14 protein-coding genes are annotated in these 18,430 nt (G+C 60.8%); 8 read left to right on the top strand and 6 right to left on the bottom strand.

What is annotated here, in order from left to right:
* Positions 1-25: 25 nt before the first annotated feature.
* The gene (gene cysB / locus AWM79_RS23220; RefSeq protein ID WP_017134253.1) at positions 26-1,000 is read left to right on the top strand and encodes an HTH-type transcriptional regulator CysB; all 975 of its coding nucleotides are present in this window, start codon (positions 26-28) and stop codon (positions 998-1,000) included.
* A gap of 147 nt (positions 1,001-1,147) precedes the next feature.
* Here cysB and AWM79_RS23215 read toward each other — a convergent pair whose 3' ends face one another.
* The 5 genes from AWM79_RS23215 to rloA all read right to left on the bottom strand — a co-directional run bounded on the left by AWM79_RS23215 (position 1,148) and on the right by rloA (position 6,541).
* Positions 1,148-1,882: a phosphoadenylyl-sulfate reductase gene (locus AWM79_RS23215; protein ID WP_060783860.1), complete on the bottom strand. Its 735-nt coding sequence runs from the start codon at positions 1,880-1,882 to the stop codon at positions 1,148-1,150.
* Positions 1,883-2,036: 154 nt separating this feature from the next.
* The gene (gene pabB / locus AWM79_RS23210; protein ID WP_060783859.1) at positions 2,037-3,380 is read right to left on the bottom strand and encodes an aminodeoxychorismate synthase component I; all 1,344 of its coding nucleotides are present in this window, start codon (positions 3,378-3,380) and stop codon (positions 2,037-2,039) included.
* Between the two features lie 97 nt (positions 3,381-3,477).
* Entirely contained in the window at positions 3,478-4,464 is a 987-nt protein-coding gene (locus tag AWM79_RS23205) for an alpha-L-glutamate ligase-like protein (RefSeq protein WP_060783858.1), read from the bottom strand.
* Positions 4,464-5,996 carry an osmotic stress tolerance membrane protein RloB gene (gene rloB / locus AWM79_RS23200; protein ID WP_060783857.1) on the bottom strand — a complete coding sequence of 511 codons (1,533 nt, stop codon included), beginning with the start codon at positions 5,994-5,996 and terminating at the stop codon, positions 4,464-4,466. Before rloB ends, AWM79_RS23205 begins: the two co-directional genes overlap by 1 nt.
* A 5-nt stretch (positions 5,997-6,001) precedes the next feature.
* On the bottom strand, positions 6,002-6,541 hold the full coding sequence (gene rloA / locus AWM79_RS23195) for a retropepsin-like aspartic peptidase RloA (RefSeq protein ID WP_017134248.1): 540 nt from the start codon (positions 6,539-6,541) through the stop codon (positions 6,002-6,004).
* 300 nt (positions 6,542-6,841) lie between these two features.
* Between rloA and AWM79_RS23190 the strand changes: the two genes are divergently transcribed.
* From AWM79_RS23190 to prpF, 5 genes are all read left to right on the top strand, one after another.
* A complete protein-coding gene (locus tag AWM79_RS23190) occupies positions 6,842-7,564 on the top strand; it encodes a GntR family transcriptional regulator (RefSeq protein WP_017134247.1) in 723 nt (240 codons plus the stop codon).
* Positions 7,561-8,460 (top strand): methylisocitrate lyase, encoded by a 900-nt coding sequence (gene prpB, locus AWM79_RS23185; protein ID WP_017134246.1) that lies wholly within the window; start codon positions 7,561-7,563, stop codon positions 8,458-8,460. The genes AWM79_RS23190 and prpB overlap by 4 nt, the downstream gene beginning before the upstream one ends.
* 57 nt (positions 8,461-8,517) lie before the next feature.
* Positions 8,518-9,645, top strand: a complete 1,128-nt coding sequence (gene prpC, locus AWM79_RS23180) for a bifunctional 2-methylcitrate synthase/citrate synthase (protein WP_017134245.1) — start codon at positions 8,518-8,520, stop codon at positions 9,643-9,645.
* A 243-nt stretch (positions 9,646-9,888) separates the two neighbouring features.
* Entirely contained in the window at positions 9,889-12,471 is a 2,583-nt protein-coding gene (acnD, locus tag AWM79_RS23175) for a Fe/S-dependent 2-methylisocitrate dehydratase AcnD (RefSeq protein WP_060783856.1), read from the top strand.
* A gap of 71 nt (positions 12,472-12,542) precedes the next feature.
* A complete protein-coding gene (gene prpF, locus AWM79_RS23170; RefSeq protein WP_060783855.1) occupies positions 12,543-13,733 on the top strand; it encodes a 2-methylaconitate cis-trans isomerase PrpF in 1,191 nt (396 codons plus the stop codon).
* Between the two features lie 45 nt (positions 13,734-13,778).
* On the opposite strand, the gene ppsR is transcribed toward prpF, so the two are convergent.
* The gene (ppsR, locus tag AWM79_RS23165; protein ID WP_017134242.1) at positions 13,779-14,597 is read right to left on the bottom strand and encodes a posphoenolpyruvate synthetase regulatory kinase/phosphorylase PpsR; all 819 of its coding nucleotides are present in this window, start codon (positions 14,595-14,597) and stop codon (positions 13,779-13,781) included.
* Positions 14,598-14,891: 294 nt separating this feature from the next.
* Between ppsR and ppsA the strand changes: the two genes are divergently transcribed.
* Together ppsA and AWM79_RS23155 are read left to right on the top strand one after the other, a co-directional pair.
* On the top strand, positions 14,892-17,267 hold the full coding sequence (gene ppsA / locus AWM79_RS23160) for a phosphoenolpyruvate synthase (RefSeq protein WP_060783854.1): 2,376 nt from the start codon (positions 14,892-14,894) through the stop codon (positions 17,265-17,267).
* A 103-nt stretch (positions 17,268-17,370) separates the two neighbouring features.
* Positions 17,371-18,342 (top strand): alpha/beta fold hydrolase, encoded by a 972-nt coding sequence (locus AWM79_RS23155; protein WP_017134241.1) that lies wholly within the window; start codon positions 17,371-17,373, stop codon positions 18,340-18,342.
* Positions 18,343-18,430: the final 88 nt, after the last annotated feature.

Below are 18,430 nucleotides of genomic sequence, written 5' to 3'. Positions count from 1 at the left end.
CGTCTACCTGCTTTGAGGGATACATATGAAGCTTCAACAACTGCGCTACATCTGGGAAGTGGCGCACCACGACCTCAACGTTTCCGCGACGGCCCAAAGCCTCTACACCTCACAGCCGGGTATCAGCAAACAGATCCGCTTGCTCGAAGACGAATTGGGCGTCGAGGTTTTCGCCCGCAGCGGCAAGCACCTGACCCGCGTCACGCCTGCCGGTGAGCGTATCATCACCACCGCCGGAGAGATCCTGCGCAAGGTCGAGAGCATCAAGCAGATCGCCCAGGAGTTCTCCAATGAGAAGAAGGGCACCCTGTCGATCGCTACCACCCACACCCAGGCGCGTTATGCCTTGCCGTTGGTGATCAGTAATTTCATCAAGCAGTACCCGGATGTGGCGTTGCACATGCACCAGGGGTCACCGATGCAGATCGCCGAAATGGCTGCGGACGGCACCGTGGATTTTGCGATTGCCACCGAGGCGCTGGAACTGTTCGGCGACCTGGTGATGATGCCGTGCTACCGCTGGAACCGCTGCGTAGTGGTGCCCCAAGGGCATCCGCTGACCAAGCTGCCCAAGCTGACCCTGGAAACCCTGGCCGAATACCCGATCGTTACCTACGTGTTCGGTTTCACCGGGCGCTCCAAGTTGGACGAGGCTTTCAGCCATCGCGGCCTGACTCCGAAAGTAGTGTTCACCGCCGCCGACGCCGATGTGATCAAGACTTATGTGCGCTTGGGCCTGGGCGTCGGGATCGTGGCGAAGATGGCAGTCGACACGGTGCTCGACAAGGACCTGGTAGTACTCGATGCCAGTGAGCTGTTCGAGTCCAGCGTGACCAAGATCGGTTTTCGGCGTGGGACGTTCTTGCGTGGTTTCATGTGCGACTTCATCGAGAAGTTCGCGCCGCACCTGACCCGTGAAGTCATGGCCAAGGCCATCCAATGCCACAACAAGCAGGAGCTCGAAGAGCTGTTCGCCGGCGTTGAGTTGCCAGTGCATTGATCGCTCGGCTGGCAGCGAGCAGAATTAGCCGCAAAGGCCGCTGGGGCGCGTACCTGTAGGAGCAAAGCTTGCCCGCGAAGCTTTTAGCGGTCTCTTAAGACCCTCTTCTGCGGCCAGCCAGCTTCCTACAAGGACCGTGTTCGGCCTTCAGCTCTTGGCGATCAGGTTGCCGGCGTGCAGGCCGCATTCCTTCTGGGTGGCTTCCTCCCACCACCAACGGCCTTCGCGCTCGTGTTGGTTGGGCAATACCGGGCGGGTGCAGGGTTCGCAGCCGATGCTAATGAAGCCGCGTTCGTGCAGGCTGTTGTAGGGCAGTTCGAGCATGCGGATGTAGCCCCAGATTTCCTCGCTGCTCATCTGCGCCAGTGGATTGAACTTGTACAAGGTACGTTCCGGGGTCGAGAAGGCGCTGTCGATTTCCAGCACCGCTACCTGGCTGCGGGTGCTTGGGCTCTGGTCGCGACGCTGGCCGGTGGCCCAGGCGGTCACGCTGGCCAGCTTACGCCGCAACGGTTCGGTCTTGCGGATGCCACAGCACTCGCCATGACCGTCCTTGTAGAAGCTGAACAGGCCTTTCTCCTTGACGAGGGGTTCGAGCTTGCTGTGGTCGGGGGACAACAGCTCGATATCGATCTTGTAGAACTCGCGGACCTGATCGATAAAACGATAAGTTTCCGGGTGCAGGCGACCGGTGTCGAGGCTGAAGACCTTGACGTTCTTGTTCAGCTTCCAGGCCATGTCCACCAGCACCACGTCCTCGGCACCACTGAACGATATCCACAGATCGTCGCCAAACTGGGCGAAGGCCAGCTTGAGGATGTCCTGGGCAGATTTGTTGGCATATGTCGCGGCAAGTTCAGCGACGTCGAACGGTTGGCTCATCAGGCGGTTCCTACAGTCAGTGGCGCTTTGCGCTCGTATAGACGGCAATAGTAACAAAATCCTGCCGACGCGGGCCGACTGCGCCGCTCATGGCCGGCGATGGCGAGGAACGGCAACGCCGCATGGGCCAGCGCAGATATATTTCATACAGGGCCTAGAGGCGTTGCAAGGTATCGAGCAACACCCTCACCTTGGTGATCGACTCCTGGTATTCCTCCTGCCAGTCGGAGTCCGCGACAATCCCGCCGCCACCCCAGCAACACACCTGGCCGTCCTTGACCAGCAGGCTGCGGATGGCGATCGAACTGTCCATCTCGCCGCGTACATCCAGGTACAGCAGCGAGCCGCAGTACAGTCCGCGCCGCGTCGGTTCGAGTTCGTCGATGATCTGCATGGCGCGGATTTTCGGTGCGCCGGTGATCGAGCCGCCGGGAAAGCTACCGACAATCAGGTCCAAGGCATCACGGCCCTCGGCCAGTTCGGCGGTCACGCTGCTGACCAGATGGTGCACATTCGGGTAGCTCTCCAGACTGAACAGCTCCGGCACTCGCACGCTGCCAATCCGACAACTACGGCCCAGGTCATTGCGCAGCAGGTCGACAATCATCAGGTTTTCCGCACGGTCCTTGACACTGGCCAGCAGCTCGGCGGCATTCGCCGCGTCTTCGGTGGTGTCTTTGCCCCGTGGCCGGGTGCCCTTGATCGGTCGGGTTTCCACCTGGCCGGCGCTGACCCGGATAAAGCGCTCCGGTGACAGGCTCAGCACCGCACCCTGATCGGGCAGGCTCTGGAACCCGGAGAATGGCGTTGGACAGGCGGCACGCAAGGCTCGGTAGGCGATCCACGGATCACCCTGGCAGGCGGCGCGAAAACGCTGGGCAAAGTTCACCTGATAGCAATCGCCCGCCTGGATGTACCGTTGGATACGCTCGAAGGCCTGGTGATAAGCATTAGCGTCGAGGTCCGCCGTCATCGGTGTGGTCAGCCGGAATCCGTCGTGTAGGTCCGATGGGGCCTGGTTGAACAGGTCGATCAGGCGTTCGCGCTCGGTGGGGGCCATGCTAGGGTGGAACACCAGTTGGCTGCTGCCTTGTTGGTGATCGCTGATCAACGCCCAGTTGTACAGGCCAAAGCGGGCATCGGGCAGTTGCAGGTCGTCTTGGGCCTGGCTGGGCAGCGCTTCGAGATGGCGACCGAAGTCGTAGCTGAGATAGCCGATCAACCCGCCGACGAACGGCAGCTCATAAGGTGCGGGCAGGGCAGCTTCGCCCAGCCGTCTCAGGTTATCCCGCAGGCGCCGTAGCAGCGCTTGCGCCGGCTCGTCCGGCAAGACCGTCAGTTGCTCAAGCGGCCAGGCACTGAGCAGGTCATACCGCCCACGCTCGGCGACCGGGCGACCGCTGTCGAGCAGCACGGCACCAGGGGCATGACGAATCGTCGCGAAGTAATGAGCGGGATCAGGAGCATAGGGCAGTGGGTGTACGGAGCAGGTCAGCATACGGGACGAATCGGTCTTGGGCGCGAGGACGGCAAGTGTAGCCCTCCTGGAGGGTAGGCGTTGATAGGCATGTCAATGGCGTTCGATGCCGCTGGACTCAGGCATCCTTGGGCGGTACATGGCCGAACATGTCCTGGACGAAGCGTACCCGCTCTTGCGGGGTTTCGTCGATCCCGGCAGCCATCAACCGTTGCAGATGGGCCTCCACGGCCTGGGTCCGGTCAGTCAGGCCGCAGTCGTTGGCAATCTGGATATTCAGCCCGGGCCGGGCGTTGAGTTCGAGGATCAGTGGACCTTTGTCCTGGTCCAGGACCATGTCCACGCCGATATAGCCCAGGCCACACAGTTCGTAGCAGCCAGCGGCCAGTTGCATGAAACTGTCCCAGTTCGGCAGTTGCACACCATCCACCGCATTGGTGGTGTCGGGGTGTTTGCGGATGATGTTGTTCAGCCAGGTACCGCGCAAGGTCAGGCCGGTTGCCAGGTCCACGCCGACGCCGATGGCACCCTGGTGCAGGTTGGCCTTGCCGTTGGACTGGCGGGTTGGCAGGCGTAGCATGGCCATCACCGGGTAGCCCAGCAGCACGATGATGCGGATGTCCGGCACGCCTTCGTAGCTGATGCTCTTGAAGATCTGGTCGGGGGTCACCCGGTATTCGATCAGTGCGCGATCACGGTGGCCGCCCAGGGAGTAGAGCCCGGTGAGGATGCTGGAAACCTGGTGCTCGATTTCCTCATGGCTGATGATCTGCCCGGAAATCGTCCGATAGTGTCCTTCGAAGCGGTCGGCGATCACCAGGATGCCGTCGCCGCCGGCACCCTGGGCCGGCTTGATCACGAAGTCGTTGCGCCCGCCGATGATCTCGCCGAGCTTGTCGATGTCCTTTTCCGTGGAGATCACACCGTACATTTGCGGTACATGGATACCGGCCTTGATCGCCCGTTCCTTGGTGATGATCTTGTCATCGACGATCGGGTAGAGGCTGCGCTTGTTGTACTTGAGCACATAGTCGGCGTTACGCCGATTGATCCCCATGATGCCCTTGGCTTCCAAGGCCTTCCAGGTTTTCCACAGGCCGAACATCAAGCGTCTTCCTTGAGGAAGGCTTTGAAGCGCACCAGTTCGGTCAGGCGGTAACCGCGATAGCGTCCCATGGCCAGCATGAAGCCCACCAGGATCAGTAGGATCGTCGGGAAGGTGAAGACGAAGTACACCAGCTCCGGCACGCTCATGATCAGGTGTGCCAGGGAGGCGGCGAACAGGGTACCGATCGCGACTTTCATCGCATGGCCGCCGCCACGTTCTTCCCAGGTAATGGACAGGCGCTCGATGGTCATGGTCAGGATCACCATCGGGAATAACGCCACCGACAGGCCGCGCTCCAGGCCGAGCTTGTGGCTGAACAGACTGATGACGGCGATCAGTACCACGACAAAGGTAAGCACCACCGACAGCCGCGGCAGCATCTGCAGTTTCAGGTGTTCCAGGTAGGAGCGCAGCGACAGGCCGAGCGCGGTGATGATGGTGAACAGAATGATACCGAAGCCCAGTTGGGTTTCTCGGAAGGCCAAGGCGATGAGCACGGGGGTGAAGGTGCCGAGCGTCTGCAGGCCGACCAGGTTGCGCAGAATCAGGATCACCAGCACGCCGATTGGGATCATCACCATGATCATGAAAGTCTGCTGGGTTTGTAGCGGCAGGCCGTAGAGCGAGTATTCGAGGAAGTTGGCGTCGGAGTTTTCGTCGGTCAGCTTGGCCAGGCGGATGGCGTTCATTTCGCTGTTGTTCAGGCTGAAATTGACGCTGGCCTTCTTGCCGCCTTCCACGCTGATCAGGTTCTCGTCGCCGGTCCACCACAACAGGCGGTCGCTGGGCAGGCCCTGCTCGCCGGTATCCGGGTTGAAGTACAGCCAGTCGTTGCCATTGAAGCTGCGCAACCAGAGTTCCGGGGCCTGCGGTTGGTCGGCTACCAGGCGGATGGTGTGGACTTTTTCCAGCGGTACGTGGGCGATGGACAGCAGCAGCTCGATGATCTGTGCCTTGCGCGGCGTCGACGGATCGCCCGCCAACAGCAGCTTGACGTTGTCGTCGTTGAGGTTGTTGACCCGTTTGATGGTTTCGCCGATGAAGGTCTCGACATCCGCCGAGTGCTGACGAATCGGCGCGAGCAGGGCTTCGGCGGCGATCTTTTCCGGGCCTTCGATGGCCATGCTGTCGCGGAAGGTCGGGCCTTTGACCTTGGGTTTTTCGCCGGTATAGCGTTTGGTCAATACCAGGCGGTAATACAGGGTCTGTTTACCGCTGACCCGCCGTGCCGACCAGGTGACCTTACGGTTGCCTTCGATGCGATTGACGCTGACACCGTAGTTGTTGGAAATGAAGCTCTCGTTGAGGCTGACGTAGTCGCGGCTCAGTGGCGGCACGAACATCTGGATCTTCACCGGGTCCTTGCTGGCGGCGAGGAACTCGACCTTGGCGTCGATGTTCCACAGGTCGTCCGTGGCATCCTCGGTAACCGGAATCCCCAGTACGAAAATCTGATAGGCCGTGACCGAAATACCCAACGCCACCAGAACGGCGATCAGAACTTTCAGATGGAGGGTAAGAGCACGCATGCGAATTACTCGGCGGTTTGAGCGTCGTCGGTGCAGGCGGGTTTGCCGGCAGCGTATTTAAGACTCGGATCGACCAGCGCGTCGAAGCGCTTGAGCGCCTCGGAGCCAATCAGAAGCGGGTATTGGAATGTGCTTCGGTCGGTCAAGTTCACTTCAATACTGCGTAAAGCCGCCCCCATGCAAATATTCAGGGTAATCACCGGGCGGGCGGTATAGGTCTTGTCCTCATCCGGGTCGTAGTCGCCGGAGCGCCGCTTGATCTTGCTGACACGGGCTAGCGGCAGCTCAATGGGGTGCGAATGGGCGGCGTCGATGGCCAGGTAGAAGCGCACCCAGCTTTCGCCGTCGCGCTTGAAACGTTTTATGTCACGGGCACTGAGGGAGGCGGTCTTGGCCCCGGTGTCGAGTTTGGCCGCGACTTCCAGGTCGATTCCCACCAGGCTCGCGTACTCGTTCAGGCCGTAGACGGTCTTTTCGGTGGCGAGGCTCAAGCCTGGCAGACCGAGCAGCAACAAAAGCAGTAGGGAGAAGGGCTTGAGTCTCATAAATCCTGGCGCGTATCGGGCAATCTTGATTCAAGGTGACTGGCAATACAGCGCAAGCTTCCTCGTGCGTCTGTCAGATTCAGATAAAGATGACAGGCATGGCATCGTCTGGTGCGCGCGGCATTCTAGCACGCTGGTTTTATGGCGCCAGCGCTGGGGACGCTTCCTGTCGGTTGTCTCCACCGGCAAGGGGTGTTTGCGTCAGCTCTTAGACTATTGTCGACAATGCTAATTAATTCTTTGACTGAAAGGGTCGTATTGGCTAGTTTTAGCGTTATTGGTTAGAAAGGTGTCGACAATATGCTGGGAGAGCTGGAGCCGGTCGTGACTGTCCAGGAAGATTCCGAGACGCTATCCGAGAATGTCTTTCGGCGCATCCAGGCAGCCATCGTCAAGGGCGAGATCGCCCCCGGCAGTAAGATTTCCGAGCCGGAGCTGGCGCGCACCTATGGCATCAGCCGTGGCCCGCTGCGCGAAGCCATCCATCGCCTCGAAGGTCAGCGCTTGCTGGTACGGATCCCCCATGTCGGGGCGCGGGTGGTGTCCCTGAGCCATGCCGAGCTGGTCGAACTCTATGAAATCCGCGAGTCCCTCGAAGGCATGGCCTGCCGCCTGGCGGCCGAGCGGATGACTAGCGAAGAGATCGAAGAATTGCGTCAGGTGCTGCACACCCATGAGCGTGACGCGGCGTTCCAAGCGGGTGTCGGTTATTACCAACAGGAGGGCGACTTTGATTTCCACTACCGGATCATTCAGGGCGCCGGCAACCGGACCCTGACCCAAATGCTCTGCGGCGAGCTGTATCAGTTGGTGCGCATGTATCGCATCCAGTTTTCCGCTACGCCCCACAGGCCGCGCCAGGCCTTTGCCGAACACCACCGGATTCTCGATGCCATTGCCGATCGCGACGGCGAACTGGCCGAGTTGTTGATGCGTCGTCATATCGGCGCGTCGAAACGCAATATTTCGCGTTACTACCAGGACAGCGCGAAACCGACAGCCACTCCACGAGGTGAGTCATGAGTCAGGGTTCCAACAAAAACACGCCCGGTCAGCGTTTCCGCGATGCGGTCGCCAACGAGCATCCGTTGCAAGTGGTCGGTGCGATCAACGCCAACCATGCGTTGCTGGCCAAGCGTGCCGGTTTCAAGGCGATCTACCTGTCGGGCGGTGGTGTCGCCGCCGGCTCCCTGGGTATGCCGGACCTGGGTATCAGCGGCCTGGATGACGTGTTGACCGATGTACGACGCATCACGGATGTCTGCGACCTGCCGCTGCTGGTGGATGTCGACACTGGCTTTGGTTCCTCGGCGTTCAACGTCGCCCGCACTGTCAAGTCGATGAGCAAGTTCGGTGCGGCGGCGATTCATATCGAGGACCAGGTCGGCGCCAAGCGCTGTGGCCACCGTCCGAACAAAGAAATCGTCTCCCAGCAGGAAATGGTCGATCGCATCAAGGCCGCCGTGGATGCTCGCAGCGATGATAGCTTCGTGATCATGGCGCGTACCGACGCGCTGGCCGTGGAAGGGTTGGAGTCCGCCCTGGATCGCGCCGCCGCCTGCATCGAGGCGGGTGCCGACATGATTTTCCCGGAAGCCATTACCGAGCTGGCGATGTACAAGCTGTTCGCCAGTCGGGTGAAAGCGCCGATCCTGGCCAATATCACCGAGTTCGGCGCGACGCCGCTGTACACCGTCGAGCAACTGGCCGGTGCCGATGTGTCGCTGGTGCTGTACCCGCTGTCGGCGTTTCGCGCCATGAACAAGGCGGCGGAAAACGTCTACACCGCGATTCGTCGCGACGGCACCCAAGCCAACGTGATCGAGACCATGCAGACTCGTATGGAGTTGTACGATCGTATCGACTACCACACCTTTGAGCGCAAGCTCGACGCGCTGTTTAGCCAAAAGCAGGGCTGAGGCCTGGCCCCCCCCGACTTGCCGGGCCCCAAATAAACTCAACAATTGGAGAGAGCAATGGCTGAAGCAAAAGTACTGACTGGCGCCGGCCTGCGTGGCCAGGTGGCCGGGCAAACATCCTTGTCCACCGTGGGCCAGGCCGGTGCTGGCCTGACCTATCGCGGTTATGACGTGCGTGAGCTAGCGAGCGAGGCGTGCTTTGAAGAAGTCGCCTACCTGTTGCTGTACGGCGAATTGCCGAGCCAGGCCCAGTTGAGTGCCTACATGGATAAACTGCGTACCCTGCGCGATTTGCCCCAGGCCCTGAAAGAAGTGCTGGAGCGAATTCCCGCCGACGCCCATCCGATGGATGTGATGCGTACCGGTTGCTCGTTCCTCGGCAATATTGAGCCTGAAGGCGATTTCTCCCGCCAGCACGCAGCCACCGACCGGCTGTTGGCCGCGTTCCCGGCCATCGTGTGCTACTGGTATCGCTTCAGTCACGAAGGCCTGCGCATCGATTGTGTGACCGACGAGGCTGCCATCGGCGGGCATTTCCTGCACCTGCTGCACGGCAAGGCGCCGAGCGAGCTGCACCGCAAGGTGATGGACGTGTCGCTGATCCTTTATGCGGAACATGAATTCAACGCTTCGACCTTTACCGCGCGAGTCTGTGCTTCGACCCTGTCCGACCTGTTCTCCTGCGTCACCGCGGCCATCGGTTCGCTGCGCGGACCCTTGCATGGCGGTGCGAACGAGGCAGCGATGGAAATGATCGAGCGTTTCAGCTCGCCGCGAGAAGCCGTCGAAGGCACCCTCGGCATGCTGGCGCGCAAGGACAAGATCATGGGCTTCGGCCACGCGATCTACAAAGACAACGACCCGCGCAATGAAGTGATCAAGGGCTGGTCGAAGCAGCTCGCCGACGAGGTGGGTGACAGCGTGCTGTTCGCGGTCTCCGAAGCCATCGACAAGACCATGTGGGAGCAGAAGAAGCTGTTCCCCAATGCCGATTTCTACCATGCCTCGGCGTACCACTTCATGGGTATCCCGACCAAGCTGTTCACGCCGATCTTCGTTTGCTCGCGCCTGACCGGCTGGGCGGCGCATGTGTTCGAGCAGCGTGCGAACAACCGCATCATCCGTCCGAGTGCCGAGTACATCGGCGTCGAGCAGCGCAAGTTCGTGCCAATCGAGCGTCGCTGACCGAGCAGGCGCAAACCGTTTCAGGGGCTGTGACTGGCCCGATTTGTGACGAGCAGGCTTGTCCTCCGTTGGGTTGCGCGGCGACCCCGAATCCAGACAGCGCGGTGTGTCATATAGAACGCGTTCAATGGTTTTGCAACTGCTGCGCGGTCGAGCGTGGGCAAGCCCACCTGCCACCGGTTACAGTCCGGCTCCAGAGACTTTGCACCCGTCGTTGACCTTACCGTGAGCGAGTCCGATATCATGAATACTCAATACCGTAAACGCCTGCCCGGCAGCCACCTGGATTTCTTCGACGCCCGCGCGGCGGTCGATGCCATCCAGCCCGGCGCCTACGACAGCCTGCCTTACACTTCCCGCGTTCTCGCCGAAAACCTGGTGCGGCGCTGCGATCCGGCGACGCTCGGCGACTCCCTCAAGCAATTGATCGAGCGCAAGCGCGACCTGGATTTTCCTTGGTTCCCGGCACGTGTGGTCTGCCATGACATTCTCGGCCAGACCGCCCTGGTCGACCTGGCGGGGCTGCGCGACGCCATCGCGGTCCAGGGCGGCGACCCGGCCCAGGTCAATCCGGTGGTGCCGACCCAGTTGATCGTCGATCACTCCCTGGCCGTGGAGCGCGGCGGTTTCGACCCGCAGGCCTTTACCAAGAACCGCGCCATCGAAGACCGGCGCAACGAAGACCGCTTCCACTTTATCGACTGGACCAAGAAGGCCTTCAAGAACGTCGATGTCATCCCGCCGGGCAACGGCATCATGCACCAGATCAATCTGGAGAAGATGTCCCCGGTGATCCAAGCGCGTGATGGCGTGGCCTTCCCGGACACCTGTGTCGGCACTGACAGTCATACGCCTCACGTCGATGCGTTGGGGGTGATCGCTATCGGTGTCGGCGGTCTGGAGGCCGAGAGCGTGATGCTCGGCCGGGCGTCGTGGATGCGCCTGCCGGAAAGCGTCGGCGTCGAACTGACCGGCAAGCTGCAAGCGGGCATCACCGCCACCGACATGGTATTGGCGCTGACCGAGTTTCTGCGTCAACAGAAGGTGGTGGGTGCGTGGCTGGAGTTCTTCGGCGAGGGCGCCGGCGCACTGACCCTGGGCGACCGCGCAACGATTTCCAACATGGCACCGGAGTACGGCGCTACTGCGGCGATGTTCTTTATCGATCAGCAGACCATCGACTATCTGAAACTGACTGGCCGTGAAGACGCACAGGTGCGGTTGGTCGAAAGCTACGCCAAGCACACAGGCCTGTGGGCCGACAGCCTCAGGAGCGCCCGGTACGAGCGCGGTGTACGGTTCGATCTGTCTTCGGTGGTGCGCAACATGGCCGGTCCCAGCAACCCTCACGCCCGTGTCGCCACTCGCGATCTGGCGGCCAAAGGCATTGCCGGCCCGTGGAGCGATGTGCCGGGGCAGATGCCCGACGGTGCGGTGATCATCGCCGCCATCACCAGTTGCACCAATACCAGCAACCCGCGCAACGTGATCGCCGCCGGTCTGTTGGCCCGCAATGCGAACAAACTGGGCCTGACCCGCAAGCCATGGGTCAAGTCGTCGCTGGCGCCGGGTTCCAAGACCGTGGCGCTGTACCTGGACGAAGCCGGGCTGACCAAGGAACTGGAGCAGTTGGGCTTTGGCTTGGTGGCCTTCGCTTGTACCACTTGCAACGGCATGTCCGGCGCCCTGGACCCGCTGATCCAGCAGGAAATCATCGACCGCGATCTCTATGCCACCGCCGTGCTGTCCGGCAACCGCAACTTCGATGGACGTATCCATCCCTATGCCAAGCAGGCCTTCCTGGCGTCGCCGCCGTTGGTGGTGGCCTACGCGATTGCCGGCACCATCCGCTTCGACATCGAGAAGGACGTGCTCGGTCTGGACGCCGAGGGCCGGGAAATCCGCCTCAAGGACATCTGGCCAAGCGATGAAGAAGTCGACGCGGTGGTCAAGGCGTCGGTGAAGCCCGAGCAGTTCCGCCAGGTCTATATCCCGATGTTCGCCATCCACGAAGACACCGGCCCCAAGGTCAAGCCGTTGTACGACTGGCGGCCGATGAGCACCTATATCCGCCGTCCACCGTACTGGGAAGGCGCCCTGGCCGGTGCGCGACCGCTCAAGGGTATGCGCCCGCTGGCGGTGCTGGGGGACAACATCACCACCGACCACCTGTCGCCGTCCAACGCCATCATGCTCGATAGCGCGGCTGGCGAGTACCTGGCAAAAATGGGCCTGCCGGAAGAGGACTTCAACTCCTACGCGACCCACCGGGGCGACCATCTCACCGCGCAACGCGCGACGTTCGCCAACCCCAAGCTGTTCAATGAAATGGTCGTGGAAAACGGCAAGGTCAAGCAGGGTTCCCTGGCGCGGGTCGAGCCGCAAGGCCAGGTCATGCGTATGTGGGAAGCCATCGAGACCTACATGCAGCGCAAGCAGCCGTTGATCATCATTGCCGGTGCCGACTACGGCCAGGGCTCGTCCCGTGACTGGGCGGCCAAGGGCGTGCGTCTGGCCGGGGTCGAGGCGATTGCCGCCGAAGGCTTCGAGCGCATCCACCGCACCAACCTGGTGGGCATGGGCGTGTTACCGCTGGAGTTCCTGCCGGGAACCGACCGCAAGACCCTTGCTATCGACGGTACCGAGACCTTCGATGTGCTCGGCGAGCGCACGCCGCGGGCGACCCTGACCCTGGTGATCCGGCGCCGCGACGGTGAGCGTGTCGAGGTGCCGGTGACTTGCCGTCTGGACACCGCCGAAGAGGTTTCGATCTACGAGGCCGGTGGGGTCTTGCAGCGTTTTGCCCAGGACTTTCTGGCCGGCTAGACGAGGACGATCGTTGCCACGCTGGCGTGGCAACGATCAAAAATAGGTGTTCAGACTCCGCAGGAGCTTTTATGGCCCACGTAGCGCAAATCAAGATTCCCGCCACCTATATGCGTGGCGGCACCAGTAAAGGCGTGTTCTTCAACCTCGACGACCTACCGGAAGCGGCGCAATTGCCAGGTGCCGCGCGGGATGCGCTGTTGTTGCGAGTGATCGGCAGCCCAGACCCCTATGAAAAGCAGATCGACGGCATGGGCGGGGCGACCTCCAGCACCAGCAAGGCGGTGATTCTGTCCAGGAGTCTCACGACTGATCACGATGTCGATTATGTGTTCGGCCAGGTGTCGATCGACCAGCCGTTTATCGACTGGAGCGGTAATTGCGGCAACCTGTCGGCGGCGGTCGGCTCGTTCGCCATCCATGCGGGTCTGGTGGAGGCGGGACGTATTCCACGTAATGGTGTGGCGGTGGTGCGGATCTGGCAGGTGAATATCGGCAAGACGATCATTGCCCATGTGCCGATCACCGAGGGCGAGGTTCAGGAAACCGGCGATTTTGAACTCGACGGCGTGACCTTTCCCGCCGCTCAAGTGCAACTCGAGTTCATGGACCCGGCGGCCGAGGAGGAGGGTGCGGGCGGTTCGATGTTTCCCACCGGCAACCTGGTGGACGACCTGGACGTGCCGGGTGTGGGTACCTTCAAGGCGACCCTGATCAACGCCGGTATCCCGACCATCTTCCTCAATGCGGCGGATATCGGCTACACCGGCAGCGAGTTGCAGGGCGATATCAATGGCGATCCCAAGGCCCTGGCAATGTTCGAGACGATCCGCGCCTATGGTGCGCTGCGTATGGGCCTGATCGCCCATATCGACGAGGCGGCTCAGCGCCAGCACACGCCCAAAGTTGCCTTTGTCGCCCCGCCAGCCAGCTATACCGCCTCGAGCGGCAAGCCGGTGGCGGCGGGTGAGCTTGATCTGCTGGTGCGGGCATTGTCCATGGGCAAGCTGCACCACGCCATGATGGGCACGGCGGCAGTGGCTATCGGCACGGCGGCGGCGATTCCCGGCACCCTGGTCAATCTGGCGGCGGGCGGTGGCGAGCGCAGTTCAGTGCGCTTCGGACATCCTTCGGGTGCTTTGCGTGTCGGCGCCGAGGCGATCCTGGCCGACGGTGAATGGCGCGTGGTCAAGGCCATTATGAGCCGCAGTGCCAGGGTGCTGATGGAGGGGTGGGTACGTGTGCCCGGCGATGCGTTCTGAAGAGAGACGGCAAGCAGTAATAAGCCGGCGCAAACGACAGTCGTGTTATTTGAAGCGCCGCTCCACACCTTTTTCCACGAGGATCTTCGCCGAAATCTCTTCTACGGAAAAATGCGTGGAGTTGATATGCGCGATATTTTCCCGGCGGAACAGGTTTTCCACTTCGCGCACTTCGAATTCGCACTGGGCGTAGCTCGAATAGCGGCTGTTGGGTTTGCGTTCGTTGCGGATCGCGGTCAGGCGGTCCGGGTCGATGGTCAGGCCGAACAGCTTGTGCTGGTGGGCACGCAGGGCGGCTGGCAGTTGCAGGCGCTCCATGTCGTCCTCGGTCAGTGGATAGTTGGCCGCGCGGATGCCGAATTGCATCGCCATGTACAGGCAGGTCGGGGTCTTGCCGCAGCGCGATACGCCCACCAGGATCAGGTCGGCCTTGTCGTAGTAGTGGGTGCGGGCGCCGTCGTCGTTATCGAGGGCGAAGTTCACTGCCTCGATTCGTTCCATGTAGTTGGAGTTGCCGCCAATGGAGTGAGATTTACCCACCGAGTAGGAGGAGTGCTCGCTCAGCTCCTGTTCCAGTGGAGCGAGGAAGGTGGAAAAAATATCGATCATGAAACCATTTGAAGTCGCGAGGATCTCACGGATGTCTTGGTTGACGATGGTATCGAAGATGATCGGTCGAAATCCGTCCTTCTCGGCGGCGAGATTGATCTGTTGTACCATGGCCCTGGCCTTGTCCACGCTGTCGATATACGGACGAGTGAACTTGGCGAAGGTAATATTCTCGAACTGCGCCAGCAGGCTTTGACCCAGGGTTTCGGCGGTAATGCCGGTGCCATCGGAAATAAAGAAAGCAGATCGTTTCATTTGCACCTTGGGCCTTAAGCTGATGACGATTCTTGGATATGATAGGCGCGATTTGCCAGTCCAGAATGGTCGGCATTCTCACTTATTTTCCAGGTCCAGGCCACATAGCGTCTGCATAAGCGTTCGCCGAGCGGCGATCAGGCAAGGTAAGAACAGGCAAGGAACGGCTGGAGTCGCGTCCGACTTGAGCCCGCTAATGAGCCTCCGAGCCTGTTCTTAACGCAGTATGATCGTCGCAGGCAACTCTGCAGCTCGCTCCGAGCTTTTCCAACACAGTTTAGTGGAGAGATCACCTTGGTAGAGTACGTAGTTTCCCTCGATAAGCTCGGCGTCCATGATGTAGAGCACGTAGGGGGCAAGAACGCATCCCTGGGCGAGATGATCAGTAACCTCGCGGGTGCCGGCGTGTCGGTCCCCGGCGGCTTTGCCACTACGGCTCAGGCGTATCGTGATTTTCTCGAACTCAGTGGCCTGAACGATCAGATCCATGCGGCGCTGGATGCGCTGGATGTAGATGACGTCAATGCCCTTGCGAAAACCGGCGCACAGATCCGTCAGTGGATCATGGAGGCCGAGTTTCCCGAAAAGCTCAACGCCGAAATCCGTAGCGCCTTCGCTATCCTGTCGGCGGGCAATCCGGACATGGCGGTGGCTGTGCGTTCCTCGGCCACCGCCGAAGATCTGCCGGACGCCTCCTTCGCCGGTCAGCAGGAAACCTTCCTGAACATTCGTGGCGTGGAAAACGTCATTCGTGCGGCCAAGGAGGTGTTCGCCTCGCTGTTCAACGACCGTGCCATTTCCTACCGGGTGCATCAGGGCTTCGACCATAAGCTGGTGGCCCTGTCCGCTGGCGTGCAGCGCATGGTGCGTTCGGAAACCGGCACCGCCGGGGTGATGTTCACCCTCGACACCGAGTCGGGCTTTCGTGATGTGGTGTTCATCACCGGCGCCTACGGCCTGGGCGAGACCGTCGTCCAGGGCGCGGTGAACCCGGATGAGTTCTACGTTCACAAGGGCACGCTCGAAGCCGGTCGTCCGGCCATTCTGCGTCGTAACCTGGGTAGCAAGGCGATCAAGATGATCTACGGCGACGAGGCTAAGGCCGGTCGTTCGGTCAAGACCGTCGATGTCGACAAGGCCGACCGCGCGCGTTTCTGCCTGAGCGATGCCGAAGTCAGCGAGCTGGCCAAGCAAGCGATGATCATCGAGAAACACTACAAGTGCCCAATGGACATCGAGTGGGCCAAGGATGGTGACGACGGCAAGCTGTATATCGTCCAGGCTCGTCCGGAAACCGTGAAGAGCCGTACCCAGGCCAACGTCATGGAACGCTACCTGCTCAAGGAAACCGGCACCGTGCTGGTGGAAGGCCGCGCCATCGGCCAGCGTATTGGCGCCGGCAAGGTAAGGATCATCAAGGACGTGTCCGAGATGGACAAGGTTCAGGCCGGTGATGTGTTGGTCTCCGATATGACCGACCCGGACTGGGAGCCGGTGATGAAGCGTGCTAGCGCCATTGTCACCAATCGTGGTGGGCGCACTTGCCACGCGGCAATCATCGCCCGTGAGTTGGGGATTCCCGCAGTCGTGGGTTGCGGCAATGCCACCGAACTGTTGAAAGACGGCCAGGGCGTCACCGTGTCTTGTGCCGAGGGCGATACCGGCTATATCTTCGAAGGTGAACTGGGCTTCGATATCAAGAAGAACTCCGTCGATGCCATGCCCGAGCTGCCGTTCAAGATCATGATGAACGTCGGTAACCCGGACCGCGCCTTCGACTTCGCGCAGTTACCCAACGCCGGTGTGGGCCTGGCCCGCCTGGAGTTCATCATCAATCGCATGATCGGCGTGCACCCCAAGGCGCTGCTGAACTACGCCAGTCTGCCGCAGGAAATCAAGGACAGCGTCGACAAGCGCATCGCCGGCTACGACGACCCGGTCGGTTTCTATGTCGAGAAGCTGGTCGAAGGCATCAGCACTCTGGCCGCCGCGTTCTGGCCAAAAAAGGTCATCGTGCGGCTGTCGGATTTCAAGTCCAACGAATACGCCAACCTGATCGGCGGCAAGCTCTACGAGCCGGAAGAAGAAAACCCGATGTTGGGTTTTCGTGGTGCCTCGCGCTATATCAGCGAATCGTTCCGTGACTGCTTCGAACTCGAGTGTCGCGCGCTCAAGCGTGTGCGCAACGAGATGGGCTTGAGCAACGTCGAGATTATGGTGCCGTTCGTCCGTACCCTCGGCGAAGCCAGCCAGGTGGTCGAGCTGCTGGCCGCCAACGGCTTGGCCCGTGGTCAGAACGGCCTGCGCGTGATCATGATGTGCGAACTGCCCTCCAACGCGATCCTGGCCGATGAGTTCCTCGAGTACTTCGACGGCTTCTCCATCGGTTCCAACGACCTGACCCAACTGACCCTGGGTCTGGATCGCGACTCGGGGATCATCGCGCACCTGTTCGACGAGCGTAACCCGGCGGTGAAGAAGCTGTTGTCCAATGCCATCCAGGCCTGCAACAAGGCCGGCAAGTACATCGGTATCTGTGGGCAAGGTCCTTCCGATCACCCGGACCTGGCGCGCTGGTTGATGGAGCAGGGTATCGAGAGTGTTTCCCTGAACCCCGATAGCGTACTGGAAACCTGGTTCTTCCTGGCTGAAGCTCAGACTCAGGCCTGATTCAAGTGAAATGAAATGCCTGCCGGCTTTATGAGCTGGCAGGCATTTTTATATGTGCAGGGCGAGGCCACACAGGAGTCGCCCTTTTTTGTGCAAGAGCATTATGCAAAGCAGCAGTCATCTTTTTCCCGTGGCTTTGCTCAGCGCCGAGCGTTGTGGTGATCTGAGCGAAGACGTCTATCGTTTAAAACCGGGTAACAGCCCCGATGGTACGGTTGAACTGGCGGTGACCCGTCTGGGCCTGGCCGATCAACTGCAAGTGCGTGGCATGCCGGTCATTCTTCTGCATGGTAGTTTTTCCAACCGGCGTTTCTGGTATTCCCCCAAGGGCATCGGCCTGGGCGCCTATCTGGCGCGTGCCGGATTCGATGTGTGGATCGCGGAAATGCGCGGGCACGGGTTGTCCGCGCGCAATCAGGATTATCGCAAGAACCGCGTGGCCGACTATGCGCGCTACGATCTGCCGGCCATCGCCGCCTTTGTCCGCGAGCGGAGCGGGCAGGTGCCCCACTGGATCGGCCATTCCCTGGGCGGCACCACCCTGGCGGCGGCCCTCGGTGGTCAGCATCTGAGGGCGCCGGACGTGGCCTCGGTGGCCCTGTTCGGCTGCCAGGTCAGTCGTATCTATTGGCCGTTGAAGATTCCCCCGGTGGAGTGGAGCGCACGCTTGCTGCTCAAGTCCTTCACCCACCTGTCCGGCTCACGTCTCAAGCGTGGGCCGGAGGATGAGCCGATCGGCCTGGCCCTTGAAAGTCTGCGCTGGCATGGCTTGTGCGGACGTTTCGGGGATAAAGAACACAATTGGTGGGAGGGCCTGGCGCAAGTCGACGTACCGGTGCTGGCGGTCAGTGCCGCGGGTGATCGCCAGGATCCGGACTGGGCCTGTCGTCAGTTGTACGAGCAGATAGGCTCGCCACTCAAGCGGTTTATCTGTCTGGGGCGCAAGGCCGGGTTCGGTTCGGATTTCGGTCATATCCAGATGCTGGTCAGCAAACCGGCACAAGCCGAAGTCTGGCCATTGGTGGCCGACTGGTTGCGTGATCAGCCGTCTTTATTGCGGTCTGAGTCAGTCTGATGGTCTGTGTGACAAGTTCTGTCAGTCAATTTCGGCGCCACCAGCCAGTGCCGGCGTTGCTACCTTATCGGCTACTAGGTTCAGCAAA

The sequence above is a fragment of the Pseudomonas agarici genome (genome assembly GCF_001543125.1).
In the GTDB taxonomy this organism is placed as follows: Bacteria; Pseudomonadota; Gammaproteobacteria; order Pseudomonadales; family Pseudomonadaceae; genus Aquipseudomonas; species Aquipseudomonas agarici.
The sequence above is the reverse complement of the archived record's forward strand: the minus strand, read 5'-3'. Positions and strand labels throughout refer to the sequence as shown.